We start from the raw sequence: 16,346 nt of genomic DNA, 5'->3' as shown, positions 1-16,346 counted from the left end.
CGCTCTGAATGGTCAGGACAGCAAACTGCACTGCCATCGTCCCACTCGAACGGATGTGCCCTGCGGATGATCCCGGAGTCGAAGTCGCCAGCCAACCGCCTCCTCCCGCGTCAGCGGGTTAGTTCAATTCCGGTTATCGCCGCGATCCGCCGGCCCCCGTCCCGCCCACGCATGCCAGGCTGATCCCGACGCCCGCCGGGGCAGCAAGTGCGCCCCACTGCCGCCGGCGCCCCGTCCGGCCTTCCGGGGCATCTGACGGAGCAGTGCGGACATCCGGGCCGGCGTTTCAGTGACAGTAGATCGGCCATTGCCGACATTCGAGCGGACGGGGTCTATGTCGGCAATGTGGCCCATTGCCGACGATGGTGACGTCAAGTAGTGATAGCGGGCACGACGTGGCTGTGCTCGTCACCGAGCAGGGGCTTGCCGATCTGCGCGGGCTTTCGCCGAAGCAACGGGCTCGGCAGGTCATCGCGCAATACGCGCATCCCGACTACCGCCCTATGCTGCAAGACTATTTCGATCGGTCCTGCCGCGAAAGCTATGGCAAACACACTCCGCATCTGCTTGATGAGGCGTTGTCCTGGAACCAGCGCTATGTCCAGCGCGGCTCGATGCATGAAACATGCGGTCTAGCAACGGATCGGGTGGCGCTGTTTGGAGAATTGGCAGAGGGCAGGCAGTAATGCGCATGCTGCGTGGAAGGCCTACTATGAGAATCGCGGCGTCGAAATCCGATTCAGTGGCTAGATGCGGTAACCGATACTGACCAGCCAGCCATTCGGGGATTTGCACCATCGAATTCTTCCATCTTGGTACAGTGCGGAGAACCAGCGCCACAGCGAAGTGTCCTCTCTGTTCGCATGTTGACCCGCCTGTAAACGGATATCGTCATATAAAGTCACGAGCATATGCGCTTGCCTTAGGTCGATGCACTCGATCGGTGACGGGAAGTTAGTCACGAATCAGTTGTTGGCGACACGCACCTGCAAACCATAGGTCCTCCAGCATTCATCCCCGACCAAGCCCCATCGGCGGCAGCGTGACGCAGTGAATTCATCGCGTGCGAAATCCCGCAGATGCTTTTCAGAGAGTCCTTCGACCAATAAAATCCAATCTTCGGCAAAGCGATTGCCGCTTTGACGACTTTCTTCCGTTACATGCGTTGAAGCGATCTGGTCAGGCTCTGCGAAAGCAATTCGCACAATGCCGGGCCGTCTGCACCAATCGTTTAGTAGCTCCGACGTGATCTCTTCCTTTAACGCCAGTGCATCAAGCGATCGCACGCGGACCATCATCACAAACGCTGCTTCCGCGTTCCCAGAATCCGCCAGCAACCGGTATGCTGAGCGCAGGCCATCTTGGAAGGTCGGAAGGGTGGCGCGAGTCCATGTAGTGGGGTTATTCAGACGTTCGAGATAATCCGGCCGGGAAAGCACGGAAAGACTCTCGACATCGTAGAGAATCAAATAGCACCGTTTTGCATCCGTGCGCTCGAAGCGCCGGCCGCGTAGAAATCCAGGAATTGCAAGGCGCTCCGGAAAATGCTCGCGCGTGTGCCAAGCGACGAAGTTTTCTTCGTCGCATTCGCGTATGGTAAGCGTCGCACAGAGGATAGCTTGGCCGGATCGTGTCATGTTGTACCTTCGATTGAAACTACCACTCGACCGGCAATGAAACCAGTCCGAACACATTGCCGTTATGCTTGAACTCGAGTGCGTCGAAAGGCACAGCGAGACGCAGTGTTGGTAGCCGCTTGAACAGCGTCTCGAACAACACCTGAAGTTCAAGGCGCGCAAGCGGTTGCCCCAAGCACTGGTGCACGCCGAACGAGAACGCGACATGAGATGCACCCTTGCTATCACGACGAATATCGAACCGGTTGGGCTCCGAAAATGCCTCGGGATCGTGATTCGCCGCCTGCACCGGTGCGAAGACACCCTCGCCCTTGCGAATGAGCTGGCCCCCAATCATGACATCGGCGGTCGCCACACGGGCGGAATTCATATGCGTAATCGAATGAAAGCGCAGCATCTCCTCCACCGCGCTCCGCACCAGCGAGGGGTCCGCATTCAGCGCTGCCACTTGCTCGGGTTCCTGCAGCAAGCTTAGCAAACCAAGGCCAATCTGGTTCGCGGTGGTTTCGTGTCCGGCGAGGTACAGCAAAGCGCCCATTTGCACAGCGTCGGAGTGCGACAGCTTGCCTGGGTTGATCCACTCAATGGCGAGACGACTCAGCAGGTCGCTTCCTTCACCAGGATTCTCCTCCTTCTCGCGTAGAAGGCGGTCGATATATTGCTCCATTTCCTGAGCAGACCGCCTGAGCAATTCCGGGCTGATGTCGAGATTCATGCGATTGCTGCTTAGCATCTGCAACCGCGCGTGATCTTGATAAGGTACACCGAGCATGATGGAGATGACCATCGAGGGAAGCGGCAGCGCAACATCCTGAATGAAGTCGGCGGGCGCCCCCTTCTCGATCATCTGATCGAGCAAGTCATCGAGCGTCTTTTGCACGAACGGCCGCAACTCGTCGATTCGCTTCATCATGAATTCTTTGGTCAGCGTGCGCCGATACTGACCATGCTCCGGCGGGTCCATCGTGATAAATGTCTGATAGGACCTCGACTGCGCCGCGCGCGCGGGCGACACTGAAGGGTATCCAGGTGTCTCCGGCGATGCACTAAAATGCGGGCTCGTCAGTACCTCACGGAAGTCCTTCATCTTCGTCACGAGCCATACGGTGCTGCCGTCCCAGGCCGTTACGCGCTTGATGGGGTCACTCTCACGAACGATCGCGTAGCGGGGTGGCGGATGCAGCGGGCACTCCGCGGCGCGGGGCCACGGGAAGGTATCTACGTCCATTGGACATGAATGGACGGAAGTATCGTTGGTCATCAAGGTGGCTCCTCGAATTAAATAACTGCATTCGTTTAGCGCGCAGTAGCGCCCCCGTCAACGGGCAGCGCCACGCCGACGACGAAAGATGCCGCATCGGAACACAACCACACGACGGCATTCGCGATTTCTTCGGGTTGCGCCAACCGGCCAAGCGGATTGGCTGTCGCCGCGCGCGCGGACAGTTCGTCGCCGAAGCGGGCGCGCGTAAGCGCTGTTTCGACGAGCCCGGGACACACCGCATTAATGCGAATGCCTCTGGCGGCAAATTCAATTGCCGCTGCCTTCGTCAATCCGATGACACCGTGTTTTGCCGCGCCATATACACCGTCGGAGGGTACGCCGACGAGACCCGAGCGTGATGAATTGTTGACGATCGCACCCTTCCCCGCGACCAGCATGTGATCGAGTTCAGCCTTCATGCAGTGCCAGACGCCTTCCAGATTCACGGACATCACGCGGTCCCAGTTCTCCTGCGTAGAGACATGGAGGCTAGCGGCGCGATCCGGCACCCCTGCATTGTTGAACGCCATGTCGATCCTGCCGAAGCTGTCGACGGCCGAACGCACCATTGTCTTGACTGAGTCAGCATCAGTAACGTCCGCCTGAACGAACATCGCTCCTGCGTCACAGTGTGTCTCGATGAACTCGACCGTCTCACGTCCCCCCGCTGCATCAGCGTCCGCGACGACGACAGCCGCACCGTTGTGGGCGAATGCGATCGCCGTGGCCCGGCCGATGCCCGACGCGCCACCCGTGACCAACGCCACCTTTCCGACTAGCTTCCGATCCATTTAGTTGCTCCCCTTGTTGCTCGATGAAGCTTCACTATGCCGCCATCGCCAGACTGGCGAAAATCGCGATCAGCGCGTCAAGCGTTTCTCGCATGCCCTTCACAAACGAATGAGCCTTCATCTCTTCCTCCATCTACCAACGGACAGGCAGTGTCTTCAATCCGTAGACGAAGGACCTGTCCTTGTAACGCAGTGCATCCTCGGGTATCGCAAGCTCCAGATGCGGAAAGCGTTTGAAGATCGTTTCGAACACCACTTGAAGTTCGAGCCTTGCAAGCGGCTGACCGAGGCACTGGTGAATACCAAACGAGAACGCGACATGTGATTGGTCTTTCGTATCCCGGCGGATGTCGAAGCGCTCGGGTTCAGGGAACGCAAGCGGATCATGATTCGCGCCATGGAGCAGCGCTAACACGCCCTCGCCCTTCCGGATCAACTTACCGCCGATCATGACGTCTTCCGTCGCGACCCGGTTCGAGTTCATGTGCGTGATCGAATGAAAGCGCAGCATTTCTTCAACGGCGCCTTTGACGAGCGACGCGTCGTCCATCAATGCCGCGCGTTGCCCGGGATGCTGAAAGAGGCTCAGCAGCCCGAGGCCGATCTGATTCGCGGTCGTCTCGTGTCCGGCCAGGTAGAGAAGCGTCGCCATCTGCACGGCCTCAGCATGCGACACCTTGCCGGGATTGATCCACTCGAGTGCCATCCGGCTCAACAGGTCGCTACCGTCACCCGGGTCGCGCTCCTTTTGAAGCAGCAGCGCGTCAATGTATTGAGTCATATGCATTGCCGACTGCGTCAGCGCTTCGGGCGCGATGGACATATCCATTCGGTCACCGCTCCATTTCTGCAGCTTGTCGTGATCCTCGTAGGGCACGCCGAGCATGATCGAAATGACAAGTGACGGAAGCGGCAATGCGACAGCTTCGATGAAGTCGGCTGGCGCGCCGTGACGCTCCATGCTGTCGAGAAGCTGATCGAGGGAACTCTGGACCAGCGGACGCAACTCCTGCATGCGCTTTGCCATGAATTCCTTCGTCAGCGTCCGGCGATACTGGCCGTGCTCGGGCGGGTCCATCGTGATGAAGGTCTGATACGACTTCGACTGCGCGGCCCGCGACGGCGAGACGAACGGAAAACCCGGCGTCAACGGCGACGCACTGAAGTGCGGGCTCGTCATGACTTCGCGGAAATGCTTCATGTCGGTGACGAGCCACGCCAGACTGCCGTCCCACAAACTGACCTGAGCGACGGGGGAATGCTCACGCAACAGAGCGTACTGACGCGGCGGAACCAACGGCGCGGCGCCGTCTCGCGGCCACGGAAAGTGTCCCGTGGCGAATGGGCATGTGAGGGTGGTTTCGGTTGTGTCCATTCCTTCCTCGATGTTTGATGGAGAAACGCTGCCTCGATATCTGTCTAGAACCGGTGCCGCATGCCGACCCGCAGCACGACCTGATGCGGCGTATTGGAAGGCGTGATCGTCAGGAAGGACGCCACGGCGGGTTGGCCGGTCGAATCCACACCCGACGCGATCTGATAGTTCGCCATGAAATAAACGTCTGTCCTTTTCGAGAGAAAGTAGTCAAGCGTCGCATTGAACGTGTGGTACTTTGCGCTCTCCTTGCCGTCGATCGCCCCGCCCACGAGATAGTCATACGAGCCGTTGAGCCACAGGAACGGCGTGATCGCGTAACGCGCAAACACGTTGTAGCTGTTAAATGCAGCGCTGCCCGTGTAACCGCGTGGATTGGTCAGCGCGAGATTGCCCGACGAAGGTGAGTTCAGATCGCCGAACGTGATGTGCGAATAGTTGAATCCAACGATCGCGCTCTGCACCGCGTATTGAAACGCCGCGCCTATCACCTGATAATACGCCGCCGACGCGAAGGCACCATACACCGGGTTCGTCTGAACGCCACTTGTAGCGCCGAGGTTATTGGCCGTGGTCGAACTGTTCGGGTTGTTGCCGAAGAGCGAGCGGTTCGGATCGCGGGCACGCAGATACGCCACAGCGCCAATGAACGAGCCGATGGAATAGGAAGCGCCCGCGGAGTAGATGCTGTTCGTGCCGAACGAACCCGCGACGCCGCCAAAGCTATACAGCCCGCCGAACTTGAACCCCCCATACGTGTTGCTGGTGAATTTGACCGCGTTGTTCACCCGGTACGTGTTGCCGAAGTTGTTGATGTCATTTCCGTGCAGCGAGTAGGTGCCGTTACCAACTGATCCGGTGATCGGCCCGAGGTAGTCGACCACTGAGTCGTACTGGCGACCCATTGTCACTGTGCCGTATGGCGATGCGAGACCGACATACGCTTGTCGGCCGAATATGTTGCCACCCTGACCGAGCGCGCCCGTGCCGACATCGAAGCCGTTCTCCAATACGAAGATTGCCTGATAGCCGCCACCGAGTTCTTCAGTTCCGCGAAACCCCAGCCGGTTGCCCTGCATGATGCTGCTGCTCATCGCGTACTGCTGACCACCCGTGCGTCCACCATGCGTCGCCGTCTGCGCATTGTTGACAAAGTTCAGACCGTAATCGATGATCCCGTAAATCAACACGTTGCTTTGCGCCGACGCGTGCGCTGACACGAACAACACCGCGGCGGCTGACGACCATTTCCAATATTTCATTGCTGTCTCCATGTCTCATATGTTCAAGACTTTTGATTTGTAGTGCTACATTAAAAATTCGAATCGGCTAATGCAACCTGATCGATTCATCGTCCTCTTTTTACTCAACCGCAGATCAGACCGTGTGCGCGCAAAGACGGATTGCGCATGCCTGCAACAACGGCAGGGCGGAACCGGTACAGTACGTTCGCACGCAATACCGGTCCGGTCACGACATCGCAGTCCATTACGCATTCGAGATTCAGGTGCCAGTGGTCTCCCGCTGGCTGAATCGCTCTGACGGTCGCGCCGACCCGTAGACCAGAACCGGTCGGAACGGGTGCGGCGAACTGCAATTGTTCGATCCGGTGAAGCGCGACATTAAGCGTGTCCTCGAGCATGTAGATCTGCTGAAGCATTGGAATCAACAAGGCGAGCACAACGCTGCCCGGCACGAACGCGTGTTCCGCACCGTCGATGTCACCCGGTGACCGATCTTCGGTCAATGATTCAAAGCGCTCGAGCGTGGCCTGATCGACCTCGATCCAGTCGCTGTAGCCCAGGTGCATGCCAAGGCAGGCACGGATGCCGTCGACGCCGCTTAGGATGATGGGCACTGGTTTCTCCGTGTCGGGGACGTTCGACCGCCAGCTCTTTTCACAAGCCGAACAGTTCAGCATTGCCTTCGCCGAGCGCGGGCGCGGCCTGGCGAGGTTTGAGCAGGTGCCCGTTGAAGCGCGCCGGGTAGCGGATTGCCCGGACTGCACCCGCGGGCGTCTCCAGCTCCGAATACAACTGGTTATGCCGCACCTGCGGGTCGTTCAGATGCGCATCGGGCGCATTGACGGGACCGGCCGGCACATCGAGTTCGCGAAAGCGCACGAGCCAATGCGCGGTCGTCTTCTCTTTGAGCGGCGCCGCGATGCGCTCGAAAAAGGCATGTGTCATGTCGCGCTTACTGGTGATCTTCTTCAGCTCGTCTTTCCATTCGGGATGCCCGACGGCTTCGAGCGTCCGGCTCAACTGCTTTCCTGAAACGGGCGAAATCACCAGATACCCGTCACTCGTCGCAAGCACCGGCTGCGGCGCAAGCGTTTCGGACGATGTGTCGTCGACGAAAGCGCGGTTGTGGAACATATCCGGAAAGTTGTAGTACGACAGCATGTCGAGCATCGACGTCTCGAGGTGAATCGCCTTCTGGGCACGATCGCGCGCGATCAATCCCGAGAGCGCCATCTGCGCGGCGAAGATCGCGGCGACCTTGTCAGCGACGAAAGTGTTCGTCGCGCGCGGCCTGCCGCCCGCGGCTTCGTAGCTGAGCAGGCCGGTGCGACCCTGAATCAGCGCGTCGAAGGCCGGCTCCGCCGCGAGGTCGCCATCCGCGCCGTATCCGGTGATCGAAAGCTGAACGATGCGCGGATTCAGCGCGCTCACCGCCTCGAAGCTCAGGCCGAGCGACGCCGACACATGCGGACGCCAGTTCTCGATGTACAGGTCCGCGTCACGCAAAAGCGTCTGGAATCGTGCGAGATCTTCGGCGGCCTTGAGGTCGAGCGTGACACTACGCTTGCCGCGATTCGAGTTGGTCCAGACCGTGCCCACACCCTTCCAGCCGTGGCCGAAGTTGCGATAGGGATCGCCCGTTGGCGGCTCAACCTTGATGACTTCGGCGCCGAGGTCGGACAGCATCTGCGCGCAGAACGGGCCTGAGATATAGCTGCATGCCTCGACGACTTTCACGCCCGCGAGCGGGCGTCTGAAGTCGTTGTCATCTTGCGTCGCGGCCGTCGTTGATGCGTGTGTCATGCGTGTTGCTCCTGTGTGTTGATTACATGCGCCGCCGTGACGGCACGCAGTTGAGCCATCGCGAGCACGGCGTCGAGAACGGGGGTGGCCACGTCTTTGAGATCGCGCAGCGCGCGAATCGAGCGGCTCAGCGGTTCGAGTTCGAGCGGACGGCCCGCCTCGAGATCCTGCAGCATCGACATTTTGTGGTTCGATGCACTGACCGTCAGCGCGATACGCCTGTCGGGGGCCGGCCCGATCGCAAGCCCCAGTTGCGCGGCCAAGGCATCAGCTTCGGTCATCATCACGCGCACGATGTTCAGCACGCCGCTCGCCTCGGCCATCTCTCCCAATGTGCCCTGCGTGAGCAGCGCAACGGGATTGAACGCGAGACTGTTGACGAACTTCATCCAGATCGCGGAGCGGATGTCCTTGTTTACCTTCGAATCGATTCCGCTCGCGCATAGCAGCTCGCTCAACGCGCGCACGCGAGGCGAGTCGCTGCCGTCGAGCTCACCGATCGGACAGCCGGCCTTCGCACCGTCCTGCACGATGACGCCCGGCGCGCTCGCATGTGCGCCGATCCAGTAGACGCAGCCCAACACCTGCTTCGGCGGAATCGCGCGCCATTGACGCCCCTCGCGGTCGAGCGCGGGGAGTTGCCGGCCGTCGAAAGGTCCCGGAAACGCGTGAAAGAAATAGTAGGGAATGCCTGTGGTCGGCGGCAGCACCGCGGTTTCGGGGCCGATCAGCGGCGCGATCTGTTCGAGAGCCCCGTCGACCTGATGCGCCTTGAGCGTGATGAACACGTAGTCCTGCACGCCCAGCTCGCGTGTGTCGGAGGTGGCGCGCACGGGCACCGTGAACGCCTCGCTCGCGGTTCTGACGCGAAGCCCGTGGCTGCGGATGGCGTCGAGCGTCCTGCCCCTCGCGACGACACTTACCTCGCAGCGTCCGGCGCGCGCGAGATGCGCCGCCAGATAGCCGCCGATTGCCCCGCCACCGAAAATGCATACCCTCAGCATATTGCGCTCTCTTGCGAATCGGGTGAACCGCGCCTTGCATCGCTTCGGAGAGAAGCGACCGCAGACGCCTGCGATGAGCACAAGATACGGGCGACCAATGCAAGAGGGGAAATACTAAAAAACGATGATTCAAGCAGATCGGCGTATAGCTGAGAAAGCCCGCTATTGCGCGGGCTGTTCACTTCGTCTTGCGCGCCTGAAGGCCGCGGGCGCGACACCCACGGCACGGCTGAAAGCCGTACTAAAAGCGCTGTCCGAGTAATAGCCGATGGACAGTGCGATATCGATCATCGAACGCTCGCTGTTGATTAGCGCATCCTTGGCCAACGCGATGCGCCAGTTCGACAGATACGTCGCGGGCGCAACGCCGACACGTTCGGCGAAACGCCGCGCAAATGCGGCGCGCGACATGCCGACCTCCTTTGCAAGGCTGCCGACGGTCCAGTGACGCGCCACATCCGAGTGCATCCTCTGCAGCGCCAGGTGGATGTTTGGATCTGCCATTCCGCTGAACCAGCCCGCCTCGCGTGAGTCGATCTTCGTCAGCGGACGGCGCCACACTTCGACCAGCATGATCTCGACGAGGCGGCTCATCACAAGATCGTGCCCCGGCAGACCCGATCCCGACTCTTCTCCGATCAGTGCGATGAGGCGCGAGAGTCGCCCCGCCTCCTCATCCGACGAACGGATGTGCAGGAAGTCCGGCAACATCCCGGAGAACAGCGCGGTATGCTCGGGGCCGATTTCGAAGTAGCCGCCAACGATACGCACTTTGTCGCCGCCAAGCCCGTCGTCCCAGCGCACATATTGATCGCGAGCGACGTGTGTTTCCATCGCATGCAAGGTCTCGATGGCGTCGGGATCGCTGACGAGGCAGTAGCGGGCCGTCGCGCGCATCAGTAGATAGTCGCCCTGCCGCAGCAGGAGTGGCTGGCCGTGGCGCGGCACGTACCAGCATTGTCCCGTGACGACGAGGAAGAACACCGGTATATCCCGGCACGGCACGCTCATACCCCATCGACCCTGCACGTCGACCGTTCTCCAACTGATCGCCTGGGGTCGCATAAGTCGAATGATATCGGTCAGGATGTCCATGTTGAGACGATCGATAAACTTTCATAGACAGACTGTTATAGATTAACTCATTTAGTTGCGTTAAGTTTTTTCTCATCGACCGGCGCACGCTTGCAGCGGACGAGACGCCGGCAAAGAAGCCCGAACCCGGGCGAGAACAGAACGGAGACACGCAATGAAGCTCAAGGATCGAGTCGTCGTGGTCACAGGCGCGGCGCAGGGGATGGGCCGCGCGATCGCGATCGAGGCAGCGCTCCAGGGTGCCGCATGGGTCACGCTCGCGGACCTGCAGGAGGACCGCGGCACGACGGCCGCGCACGAGGTCGAAGAGGCCGGCGCGAAAGCCTGCTTTATCCGCACGGATCTGTCAGACACGGACGCGATCCGCCACATGATCGACGAGACCGCGCGCCTCGCGGGCGGCATCGACGTCCTCGTCAACAACGCCGGCGTCACCGACGACGGACTGACCGGCCGCGCCCCGACGATCGAAGACCTGCCCGAAGCCGTGTGGGACACGGTCATGACCGTAAATCTCAAGGCGATGTGGCTTGCGAGCAAGTTTGCCGCGCCGTGGCTGCGGAAATCCACCAAGGGTCCCGTCATCGTTAATGGCGCGTCCGTCGCCGGCAGCGTCGCCTATCCGGGTTTGCCCGCGTATGCGGCGAGCAAAGGCGGCGTCGTGATGCTGACCAAGGCGATCGCACTCGATCTCGCCGACGCTGGCATTCGCTGCAACGCCTACGCGCCAGGGGCGATCGACACGCCGATGCTGTCCCGCAGCGTCGAGCACGCGCAGGACCGCGAGAAGGCCCGCGCGCGTCTGTGGGGCACACATCTGCTCAAACGTCTGGGACGTCCCGAAGAAGTCGCGAAGCTCGTGTGCTTCCTCGCGTCCGACGAGGCGTCTTTCTCGACAGGCGGCACCTTCAGCGTCGACGCCGGCACGCTCGCATGGCGCGGCGTCCACTGAACGCGAACGCGGTGACCCGATGCGAGCGACGAACAGGCGCGGCGGAACATCGACGTTCGCGCGTCGCCTGGCGCACGCGCTAACCCTCGCCCTGTATATGACCGACCCGATCCGCCAAGGCGCCGACGAGCGCCTGGTCGCCCGATATCTCGGCGAGCTGGAATCGAATCTGTGTGGACCGATCGTCGCGATCGCCTACACGCGAACAGCAAGGAAGGAACGCTGACATGAACATGCGCCAACTCCAGTATTTCCTCGCCGTGGCCGCCGAGCTGAACTTCACGCGCGCTTCCGAGCGCGTGAACATCGCCCAGCCCGCGTTGAGCGCACAGATCATCGCCCTTGAAGACGAACTGGGCACTCCGCTTTTCACGCGCGAAAAACGCAAAGTACTGCTCACGCCGGCTGGGGAGATTCTCGTTGAGCACGCGCAGCGCGTGCTCAACACGGCGTCGGCGGCCATAGCGGCGGTACGTGCATCGGGCCGAGGGGCGCGCGCGCATCTGATCGTCGGCTCGATCTACACGGCGATCTACTGCTTTCTGCCGAACACGCTGCGGATCTTCAACACGCTCGCACCGAACTCGGACGTGAGCCTGCAGGAAATGACCATATCTCAGCAGATCGCGGGCCTCAAGGAAGGCCTGATCGAAGTCGGGCTTGTGCGCGGCCATGTCTTCGATCACAACATCGTGACCGAGCTGCTCTATCGCGAGTTGCTTGTGGTGGCCGTGCCCGCCGGAAGCGAATATGACGTTCCCGGACCGGTCAATCTGCGCGATCTCGCGAAGTGGCCGCTCATCGCCGTCGCGCGTGGCACGGCGACGGAGCGCGGTTACGGCGACAAGATTCTCGATATCTTTGAGGACGCGAACCTCAAGCCCAACATCGCAAAAGAGGCCTACGACATGCATACGTCCGCGTGTCTCGTCGCGGCAGGTGTAGGCGTTGCGGTCGTGCCCGCCATCATGCAACTGATGCAGCCGCACGGCGTCGCCTATCGGCCGCTCGCCGTCGAAACCGCGGGCGTCTCGCTGTCGCTCGCCTGGCACAAGGATCGCGTGCCCCCCCTTCTCAACGCATGGCGCGAGGCCGCGCGAGCGAACGCGGCGCAACTGATCGCGCGTCATCCACAGTACTTCATCAATACATCTTCGCCGAGTCTCGTCGAAGCTGCCGCGGCCTGACACGCTCAGCGCGGCGTGTCGCCCTCCTGCAACCAGGCCTCTATCTCTTCGCTGTGCTCGCCGAGACAGGGGGCTGCGCGCATCTCGGCCGGCCGAGTGTCGTGAAAGCGCACCGGCAGGCGCATCTGCAACGTGCCACCCTCCGACGGATGGGTTCTTTGCTCAAAGAAGCCCACCGACGTCAGATGAGGATCCGTGAGTACACCTTCGAGATCCCGGACCTCTGACGCGGGGATATCGCATTCGGCAAAGAGCATGAGCCAGTGGCGCAACGGCCTGTCCGCCACGATGCGGGCCATTTCCGCGTGCATTCGGTCGAGCGCGAGGAAGCGCTCGCGCGCCGTGCATAGCTTTTCCTGTTCGAGGAAGTCCGCATGCCCCGTCACGTCGAAGAAGCGCACCCAGCGCTCGTCCGTGTAAGGCGCGACCGCGATATAGCCGTCGAGACACTTCAGCGGCTGGCGCAGCGGATCGAGCTGGCGCGGGTAGCCAGCGGCATCGGTCGGCGGAATAAACGCACGGCCATAGAGATGCTCCTGCAACAGGAAATGCGTAAAGCTCTCGAACATTGGCACCTCGACGGCCTGCCCCTGGCCGGTCCGCTCGCGATGCAGCAATGCGCCGAGCACGGCGTACGTCGCATGCAGGCCGGCGACCTTGTCGGCCATCGCCATCGGGAGATAGCGCGGCGCGGGGTTGCCGTCGGCGCGCGGAAGAAGGCTTGCCGCCCCCGATGCAGCCTGGATGATGTCGTCGTACGCGGGCCGGCCTGAGTACGGACCGCCTTCACCGAAGCCCGTGCAATGCACATAGACGAGACGAGGATGCAGGGTGCGGATCGCATCATAGCCGAGGCCGAGCCGCTCGATCGCCTCCCGCCGCAGGTTATGAATGAACACGTCGCAGCGGGAAAGCAGACGCAACAGCGATGCCTTCCCGCGCGGCGTCTTCAGGTCCCATACGACGGAGCGTTTGCCGCGATTGAGCGTCATGTGCGCCGGTCCCATGCCGCGCGTCTTCGCGGGCCGCCCGACGCGCCTGATCTCGTCGCCGCCTAGTGGCTCGATCTTGATGACATCCGCGCCCATTTCGGCAAGTGTCGCCGTGCAATACGGGCCGAAGATCACCGACGTCATGTCGAGAATGCGGATGCCGTCGAGAATGGGCGATGCAGCCATGAATGTCTTTCTCCGCAACGGATTTCAGACCGCTTCCTCAAGCGTCAGCAACAGCTTCAGATCGAACGAAGGATCCGCGGCCTGCTCGCGCGTCGGACTGATACGCCTTTGCAACAACCGCCGCGCGGCCATATGTTCGGCGGGTCGGTTGCACGATTCGACGCCGGTCAGCCGATGATGCCGGTAGCGGAACACCGAAAACGCGCCAGACTCGGGATCGCCGCGCACGACACTGCTGTCAAGCCTGCGTGCGACGCCCGCTATCTGCAGCCGCGCGCCGCCTTGATCGCTCCAGAAGACAGGCGTCTGGTTGTAGGGCGCCGCATCGCCGAGCAGAGCGCGTGCCACATGGCGCGCCTGATCGACCGCGTTCTGCACCGATTCGAGGCGCAGCAGATCGCCGCCGTCGAACGCGTATGGAAACGCCGCGCAATCGCCGATGGCGGAGATCGCCGGATCCGATGTGCGCAGGCGCTCATCGACGATGACGCCGTTGAAGCCTGACAGGCCGCACGCGGTCGCGAGTTCGCTGTTCGGCACCACGCCGGCGGCCACGAGCACGAGGTCGGCGTCGAGCCGCGTGCCGTCCGCCAGTTCGACAGCGCAGACTTGATCATCGCGGCAGACGATGCGCTCGACGCGCGCATTGAAGAAAAAGCGCACGCCCGACGCCTGATGATGCGCGGCGTACGCAGCCGACATTTCCGCGGAAATCGCGCGCTTCATCACGCGATCCACGGATTCGACGACATGCACGTCGCAACCGCGCGCCGCCGCGATGCTCGCGACCTCCAGGCCGAGAAATCCCGCGCCGATCACGACGACGCGCCGCGCATCGGCGAGGCGCGCTTTGAGCAGTTGCGCATCGCACACCGAGCGCAGCGACACGACGCCGTGCGCCGGTTGCATCGCAAAGGGTAGCGAGCGGTTGCGCGATCCCGTCGCGAGGACGAGATGATCGTAGGGCACGATGCGCCCTGACAGCAACGAAAGCCTCTGACGCCGGCGATCGATCGCGCCGACGCGCTCACCGGCCAGCAGCTCGAGGCGCGCGTGGTCGAACCAGTGGGATTCTTCGAGACTCAGTTCGTCCGCCGCGATATCACCGGTCAGGAAGCTCTTGGACAGTGGCGGCCTTTGATACGGGAGCCCCGCTTCGTCGCCGATGAGCCGGATCGCGCCTTCGTACCCTTCGTCGCGCAAGGAGGCCGCCGTCTGCAGGCCGGCCTGCCCCGCGCCGACGATCACCACCGATTCGGGCCGCGCGTTCACTGCCCGCTCTCCTGCGTGTCTGCATCGTCGGTCAACTTCTCGACCTTGATCGCCTTTGACGGGCATTTGCGTGCTGCGCCGAGCACCTTTTCGTAGAGTGCCTCGTCCGGTTCTGTCTGCAACAGCTTCACGACACCGTCCTCGTCGCGCTGGTCGAACACCTCGGCAGTCGACAGCACGCAAAGTCCCGCGCCGACACACACGTCCTGATCCACTGCGACGCGCAGTTTGAAGTTTCCGTTTGCCATGCCCTGCTCTCCTTCATCGCTACTATGAGCGCGCTCCAGTTGATTACCAGGTAACCGGCAAGGCTTCGAGGCCTTGCACGAAATGATCGCCCTTGCCCTTGATCTCTTCGAGCGGCACGGCAAAGCGCAAGCTCGGCATGCGTTCGAAGAGCGTCGCGAACACGACCTGCAACTCGACGCGCGCAAGGGGCTGGCCCAGACACTGGTGAATGCCGTAGCTGAACGCGACGTGATGATCGGCCTTGCGCGTGATGTCGAAGCGATCCGGCTGCTCGAACGCCGTGGCGTCGTGATTCGCACCGGAAATCAGCGCGATTACGCCCTCGCCCTTGCGGATCATCTGCCCCGCCACTTCGACGTCTTCCGTTGCGACCCGGAAAGCGTTGTAGTGAACGATAGTATGAAAGCGCAGCATTTCCTCGACCGCATTGCGCAGCAGCGAAGGGTTCTCACGCAGCAAGCGCAGCTGGTCCGGGTTGGTGAGGAAGCTGAACACGCCGAGCGCCATCTGGTTCGCGGTCGTTTCGTGGCCGGCCATCAGCAGCAGCTCAGCCATGATCACCAGTTCGCGATGCGTCAGATGCCCCGGCCGCACCTGCTCGACGATGAGCCGGCTCAGCAGGTCCGTGCGGTTTTCCGCATCTTTCGCACGCTCGGTGATTAGCCGGTCGAGATACGCGAGGATGCGGTCTGACGCCGCCTTCGGAATCGACGGATCGACGTCGAGCAGCACCTTGAGCCGGCTTTGTTCCTGAAAGAAGCCGTGATCGCTCGCGGGCACATCGAGCAGGCCGGCGATTACTTCCGACGTCAGCGGCAGGAAGAGGTCTTCGACCAAATTGGCGGGCGGTCCCTTTTCGAGCAGTTCATCAATGAGTCGATTAAAAATCGAATCGATGCGCGGGCGAAGCTCGCTCACCCGCTTGATCATGAATTCTTTCGTCAGCATGCGCCGATAGTGGCCGTGCTGCGGCGGGTCCATGCGAATGAACGCGGGCTCCAGATCGAGGACGGCATTGCGCGCGGGCGAGAGGCTCGGGAAGCCGCTTACGTGCGGATCGCCGCTGAAGCGGTTATCGCCGAGCACGGCGCGCACATCGTCGTAACGCGTGAACAGCCAGGCGTCCCGGCCGTCCCACATCTGCACTTTTACCGGTCCCGGCTGCTGCTGAAAATCACGGTACTCTGCGGGCGGAACGAAAGGACATTGCCGTGGCATGGGGAACGCCGGCTTGCTGAAAGGACATCCAGACATCGCGCCTCCCGTCAGATCAATTGAATGCTTGAGTTCATGTC

The 16,346-nt window shown here is 61.5% G+C and carries 16 protein-coding genes and 1 pseudogene; 4 read left to right on the top strand and 13 right to left on the bottom strand.

Annotated elements, in window-relative coordinates:
- Window positions 1-383 precede the first annotated feature (383 nt).
- Window positions 384-686 (top strand): annotated as a pseudogene (locus AB3X96_RS18680) (acetyl-CoA hydrolase/transferase C-terminal domain-containing protein); the annotation flags it as partial.
- A 279-nt stretch (window positions 687-965) separates the two neighbouring features.
- Here the strand turns inward: AB3X96_RS18680 and AB3X96_RS18675 are convergent.
- From AB3X96_RS18675 to AB3X96_RS18635, 9 genes are all read right to left on the bottom strand, one after another.
- A complete protein-coding gene (locus AB3X96_RS18675) occupies window positions 966-1,637 on the bottom strand; it encodes a hypothetical protein (RefSeq protein ID WP_368590839.1) in 672 nt (223 codons plus the stop codon).
- Window positions 1,638-1,656: 19 nt separating this feature from the next.
- Window positions 1,657-2,898, bottom strand: coding sequence for a cytochrome P450 (locus tag AB3X96_RS18670; RefSeq protein WP_368590838.1), 1,242 nt, complete (start codon window positions 2,896-2,898; stop codon window positions 1,657-1,659).
- 35 nt (window positions 2,899-2,933) lie between these two features.
- Entirely contained in the window at window positions 2,934-3,692 is a 759-nt protein-coding gene (locus AB3X96_RS18665; RefSeq protein WP_368590837.1) for a glucose 1-dehydrogenase, read from the bottom strand.
- Window positions 3,693-3,825: 133 nt separating this feature from the next.
- Window positions 3,826-5,067: a cytochrome P450 gene (locus tag AB3X96_RS18660; protein ID WP_368590836.1), complete on the bottom strand. Its 1,242-nt coding sequence runs from the start codon at window positions 5,065-5,067 to the stop codon at window positions 3,826-3,828.
- Between the two features lie 44 nt (window positions 5,068-5,111).
- Window positions 5,112-6,329, bottom strand: coding sequence for a porin (locus AB3X96_RS18655; protein ID WP_368590835.1), 1,218 nt, complete (start codon window positions 6,327-6,329; stop codon window positions 5,112-5,114).
- Window positions 6,330-6,433: 104 nt separating this feature from the next.
- The gene (locus AB3X96_RS18650) at window positions 6,434-6,988 is read right to left on the bottom strand and encodes an acyl dehydratase (RefSeq protein ID WP_368590834.1); all 555 of its coding nucleotides are present in this window, start codon (window positions 6,986-6,988) and stop codon (window positions 6,434-6,436) included.
- Window positions 6,966-8,114, bottom strand: coding sequence for a CaiB/BaiF CoA transferase family protein (locus AB3X96_RS18645; RefSeq protein ID WP_368590833.1), 1,149 nt, complete (start codon window positions 8,112-8,114; stop codon window positions 6,966-6,968). The genes AB3X96_RS18650 and AB3X96_RS18645 overlap by 23 nt, the downstream gene beginning before the upstream one ends.
- A complete protein-coding gene (locus tag AB3X96_RS18640) occupies window positions 8,111-9,118 on the bottom strand; it encodes a ketopantoate reductase family protein (RefSeq protein WP_368590832.1) in 1,008 nt (335 codons plus the stop codon). The genes AB3X96_RS18645 and AB3X96_RS18640 overlap by 4 nt, the downstream gene beginning before the upstream one ends.
- A gap of 162 nt (window positions 9,119-9,280) precedes the next feature.
- On the bottom strand, window positions 9,281-10,213 hold the full coding sequence (locus tag AB3X96_RS18635; protein WP_368590831.1) for an AraC family transcriptional regulator: 933 nt from the start codon (window positions 10,211-10,213) through the stop codon (window positions 9,281-9,283).
- Window positions 10,214-10,367: 154 nt separating this feature from the next.
- Here AB3X96_RS18635 and AB3X96_RS18630 point away from each other — a divergent pair, with 154 nt between their 5' ends.
- From AB3X96_RS18630 to AB3X96_RS18620, 3 genes are all read left to right on the top strand, one after another.
- Window positions 10,368-11,165 (top strand): SDR family NAD(P)-dependent oxidoreductase, encoded by a 798-nt coding sequence (locus AB3X96_RS18630; protein WP_368590830.1) that lies wholly within the window; start codon window positions 10,368-10,370, stop codon window positions 11,163-11,165.
- A 97-nt stretch (window positions 11,166-11,262) separates the two neighbouring features.
- The gene (locus tag AB3X96_RS18625) at window positions 11,263-11,391 is read left to right on the top strand and encodes a hypothetical protein (protein WP_368590829.1); all 129 of its coding nucleotides are present in this window, start codon (window positions 11,263-11,265) and stop codon (window positions 11,389-11,391) included.
- 1 nt (window position 11,392) lies between these two features.
- A complete protein-coding gene (locus AB3X96_RS18620; protein ID WP_368590828.1) occupies window positions 11,393-12,352 on the top strand; it encodes a LysR substrate-binding domain-containing protein in 960 nt (319 codons plus the stop codon).
- Window positions 12,353-12,357: 5 nt separating this feature from the next.
- Here AB3X96_RS18620 and AB3X96_RS18615 read toward each other — a convergent pair whose 3' ends face one another.
- The 4 genes from AB3X96_RS18615 to AB3X96_RS18600 are packed head-to-tail and all read right to left on the bottom strand — an operon-like array spanning window position 12,358 to window position 16,269.
- On the bottom strand, window positions 12,358-13,530 hold the full coding sequence (locus tag AB3X96_RS18615; RefSeq protein ID WP_368590827.1) for a CaiB/BaiF CoA transferase family protein: 1,173 nt from the start codon (window positions 13,528-13,530) through the stop codon (window positions 12,358-12,360).
- Between the two features lie 24 nt (window positions 13,531-13,554).
- Window positions 13,555-14,802, bottom strand: a complete 1,248-nt coding sequence (locus tag AB3X96_RS18610) for an NAD(P)/FAD-dependent oxidoreductase (RefSeq protein ID WP_368590826.1) — start codon at window positions 14,800-14,802, stop codon at window positions 13,555-13,557.
- Window positions 14,799-15,050, bottom strand: a complete 252-nt coding sequence (locus tag AB3X96_RS18605) for a ferredoxin (RefSeq protein WP_176107949.1) — start codon at window positions 15,048-15,050, stop codon at window positions 14,799-14,801. Before AB3X96_RS18605 ends, AB3X96_RS18610 begins: the two co-directional genes overlap by 4 nt.
- A 43-nt stretch (window positions 15,051-15,093) precedes the next feature.
- Entirely contained in the window at window positions 15,094-16,269 is a 1,176-nt protein-coding gene (locus AB3X96_RS18600; RefSeq protein WP_368590825.1) for a cytochrome P450, read from the bottom strand.
- Window positions 16,270-16,346: the final 77 nt, after the last annotated feature.

It is taken from the genome of Paraburkholderia sp. BR13439 (assembly GCF_040948805.1).
GTDB lineage: Bacteria > Pseudomonadota > Gammaproteobacteria > Burkholderiales > Burkholderiaceae > Paraburkholderia > Paraburkholderia youngii.
Note: the sequence above shows the minus strand (reverse complement) of the source record. Positions and strands in the feature narration are given on the sequence as shown.